Genomic DNA, 3868 nt, shown 5'->3' on the forward strand with positions numbered 1-3868 from the left:
GCCTTTGCCCGCCTGCGCATTACCCCGGTGATCGGCTTCATTCTGGTCGGGCTCGCGGTCGGCCCTTATGGCCTTGGCGCGATGGTGCCCCAGTTCCCGTGGCTCTATCATGTCACGATTACCCAGCCGGGCGCGATCGCGCCGTTTGCCGAGTTCGGCATCATCCTGCTGCTGTTCGAGATCGGCCTTGAGCTCTCTTTCAAACGGCTGTGGGCGATGCGCCGGCTGGTGTTCGGGCTCGGCGCAATCGAACTGGCGCTGTCTTCGCTATTGCTCGCGCTCGCGCTGGCCGCGATGGGAGAGACTTATGCCGGTGCGTTCGGTCTCGGCCTCGCGCTGGCACTATCCTCAACTGCGCTGGTGTTGCCGATTGCGGGCACCGAGGGGCCGGTGGGCCGCGCCGCGCTGGCGATGCTGCTGTTTGAAGATATCGCGCTGGTGCCGATCATCTTCCTGCTCGGCGCGCTGGGCCCGGCGGGCGGCGGCCCCGGCCTCATCGAAACCGTGGTCAAGGGGGCTGCCATGATCGCGGTGCTGATGGTGCTGGGCCGGCTCGCGCTGCCGCGCCTGTTCGCGCAGGCCGCGCATACCAAAAGCCCGGAACTGTTCCTTGCCGCCAGCCTGCTGGTGGTTATTCTGGCCGCGCTCGCTACGGCGGCGGTCGGCTTATCGCCGATCATGGGCGCGCTGCTCGCCGGTTTGCTGATCGCGGAGACCGAGTATCACGGCGAGGTTGAAGCGATCACCCGCCCCTTCAAAGGGCTGGCGCTCGGCGTATTCCTGATCACCATCGGCATGGGCATCGACTTGCGCCAGGTCTGGGCGATGGCGGGCCCACTGGCGCTGGCGGTGGCGGGCGTAGTGCTGCTCAAAGCAACGGTGACCGGCCTTTCGCTGCGCGTCATGGGCAAGGATCGCCCCACCGCGGTGCAGGCGGGCATTCTGATGGCGAGCCCATCGGAAACCACCCTGATCGTGCTCGCCGCCGCCGCGCAAGGCCAGCTGATCAGCGCGCAAACCGCGCAATTCTGGCAGATCGTCACCGCCATCGGCCTCACCATCACGCCGCTGCTGGCATACCTCGGGTCCGCCATCGCGGGCCGCTTGGCCCGCGCGCAAAGCACGGAAATGCCGGGCGAAGTCGCGCTTCCGCAAGGTGAGCGCACAGTGATTCTGGGCTATGGCCGGGTCGGGCAGCTGGTCGGCGATATGCTGGCGGTGCATGGCATGCCCTATATCGCCATCGACGATGATCCAGCGGTGGTTCACGCCGCGCACCGCGCCGGGCTCCCCGTGCTCTTTGGCAGTATCGAGAGCGCCAGCGTGATCGGCCGCCTCGATCTGGATCATGCGCGCGCGCTGATCCTGACGATGGACGAGCCGGTGCTGGTCTCACGCATCGTCCGCAAGCTGCGCGCGCACCGCTCCGATCTGCCGATCATCGTGCGCGCGCGCGATACCGCGCATGCCGCAGAGCTTTACCGCGACGGGGCCAGCCATGCCGTTCCCGAAACGCTCGAAAGCTCGCTGCAGCTATCCGAAGCCGTGCTCGTCGATCTGGGCGTAGCGATGGGCCCGGTAATCGCCTCGATCCACGAAAAGCGCGACGAACTGCGCAAGAAATTGAGGGACAGCAGCGCCGATACCGACCCTCCCCCGTTTCATTCTCTGCGCCGCCGCCGCCCGGCGAGCTAAAGCCTGATGGACTACGGCTTCAAATAGCGGCCATACCAATCGACCATGCGTTCCAGCCGGTCGCGCTCGAAACTGGGGCGGGTGAGGCCGTGATTCTGATCGGGATAGCCGATCAACCGGGTCGGCACCCCGGTCAGCTTCAGCGCCTGATAAAGCTGCTGCCCGCCGATCAGCGGCACATTGTCATCCGCGATGCCGCCCATGAACAAGGTCGGCGTCTTGATCCGGTCGGCATGGAGCAGCGGTTCGGAAAGCTTGAGCCACAAATCGGGGTTTGTCCAAGGCGCGCCCACTTCCTGCGCATATTGCTGGATGTACTGGTCCACACCAAACAGCGCAAAGATATTGCCCTCGCCCGCGCCACTGAACGCCGCCTTGAACCGATTGTCGCGCACGATCAAAAAGTCGGTGAGAATGCCGCCATAGCTCCACCCGCCGACCCCCATCCGCGCCGGATCGGCAATGCCCTGCGCCGCCGCCCAGTCGGTCGCGGCATAAAGATCGAGCACTTCCTTGTTGCCCCAATCCGCCGCGATCACCTTTGCATAGTCATCGCCGCGGCCAGAGCTGCCGCGATAATTCACGGCCAACACGGCATAGCCATGCGCCGCCAGCAACTGGCGGTTAACATCGGTCTCGTGCGCATCTTGCGCCGTGGGTCCGCCATGGATCCACAGCACGGTGGGATAGCGTTTGCCCGGCACATAGCCCGCCGGAAGCGTCAGCATGCCGTGAACCTCGCTGCCATCACTCGCCGTGGCGGCAAAATCGCGCACCTCGCTCCAGGCAATGCGCGCGCTCATCGCGCTGTTGTGGGTGGTCAGCGCGCGCATCGTCTTGCCCGCCAGCGCATAGACTTCGGGCATGGCATCATCGCCGCTGGCGATAACCGCGCGCGCCGCCTTGGCATCCTTTGCGTCGCAATGCTCGGCCACGGCCAGCCTGCCATCGCCCAACCGCTGCATAACGCCTGCCGGATCGATCACGACCGGGACTTCGCGCCGGTCCTCGGCCAAAATCGCGCCGATGCGCCCGCCGCCCAGATCGACCGGCCGCTGCACATAGGCGGCTGCCGTTGCTGGCAGAACCCGCGTCTGCCCGGTGGCCACCACCGTCTCGGCCAGATGCGGCCCGCTATACTGGTTCACTTTGGGAGCATCACCCACCAGATGCGTGATCCGGCTGCCATCGGCGGACCAGATCAGCTCCTGCCCATAGGCCGCGGGCAGCTTGGCGATCAGCCGGGGCGCTGCGCCCGCTTGCGCACCCTGCACATAAAGCCACTGGGTCGCCAGTGCCGCGGGATCGAGCGCATGATCCACCAGATAAGCCACCTGCTTCCCATCGGGCGACCATTGCGCGGCGCTTTCATCGGTCAGCCCACTCGGCGTCAGCTGCGTCAACATGCGCGCGGCGATGTCAAACAGATGCAGATGGCTGTGGCTCTCGGCCGTGATGAACCCGGTGCCATCGCGCTTGAAAGCAACGTCATCCACCACCACCGGGCGCGGGCGCTTGGGATCATCCTTGGGCGCTTCGGGCTCAGGATCGGTCATCGTGATCAGCAGGCGGCGCGCATCGGGCGACCAGCGATAGCTCTCGATATCGCCCTTGACCTCGGTCAACCGCCGCGCCTCCCCGCCGCGCCGGTCGAGCAGCCACACTTGCGCCTGTTCATCCTTGCCGCGCTTGGCGATAAAGGAGATGAACCGTCCATCGGGACTGAACGCAGCCGAACCCGCGCTCTCCTCCTCGCCGGTCAGCTGGATCGGCGCTGCGCCGCCCAGATCGGCCAGCCACAGCGCCGCGTTGCGCTTGTCGCCTTTGGCGTCGAGCGTCTTGACCACATATGCCGCCTGCCGCCCGTCCGGTGCGCAGGCGAGATCGGAAATCCTCTGCATGCCGACAATATCATCGATCGTGATCGCTTTGCGCCCAGACGCACCAGGCACATCGGCAAGCGCCGGGGCGAGCGGCACGGCAACCACCGCAAAAGCCCCGCCCATCGCTGCGGCGAGCAAGCCCGCACGCCGGCCAACCTTTGTCTGCATCATCGCTCTTCCCCCACCCTGTTGTGAGTGAAAAGCTAACTCGCAATACCGGCTCTGGCAATCGTCCCGGCAAAAAGGTCCGGCAGGCCTCAGCCCGCCGCTAGAACCGCCTTCACCGCCGC

The 3868-nt window shown here is 65.8% G+C and carries 2 protein-coding genes; one reads left to right on the forward strand and one right to left on the reverse strand.

The window, feature by feature from the left end; all coding sequences use genetic code 11:
* Positions 1-1695 (forward strand): cation:proton antiporter (locus tag Q0O40_RS15560; protein WP_295531981.1); only part of this gene is annotated, 1695 nt, incomplete at its 5' end.
* An 11-nt stretch (positions 1696-1706) separates the two neighbouring features.
* On the opposite strand, the gene Q0O40_RS15565 is transcribed toward Q0O40_RS15560, so the two are convergent.
* The gene (locus tag Q0O40_RS15565) at positions 1707-3749 is read right to left on the reverse strand and encodes a S9 family peptidase (protein WP_295531984.1); all 2043 of its coding nucleotides are present in this window, start codon (positions 3747-3749) and stop codon (positions 1707-1709) included.
* Between the last annotated feature and the right edge of the window lie 119 nt (positions 3750-3868).

The organism is Novosphingobium sp. Chol11 (assembly GCF_945870625.1).
In the GTDB taxonomy this organism is placed as follows: domain Bacteria; phylum Pseudomonadota; class Alphaproteobacteria; order Sphingomonadales; family Sphingomonadaceae; genus Novosphingobium.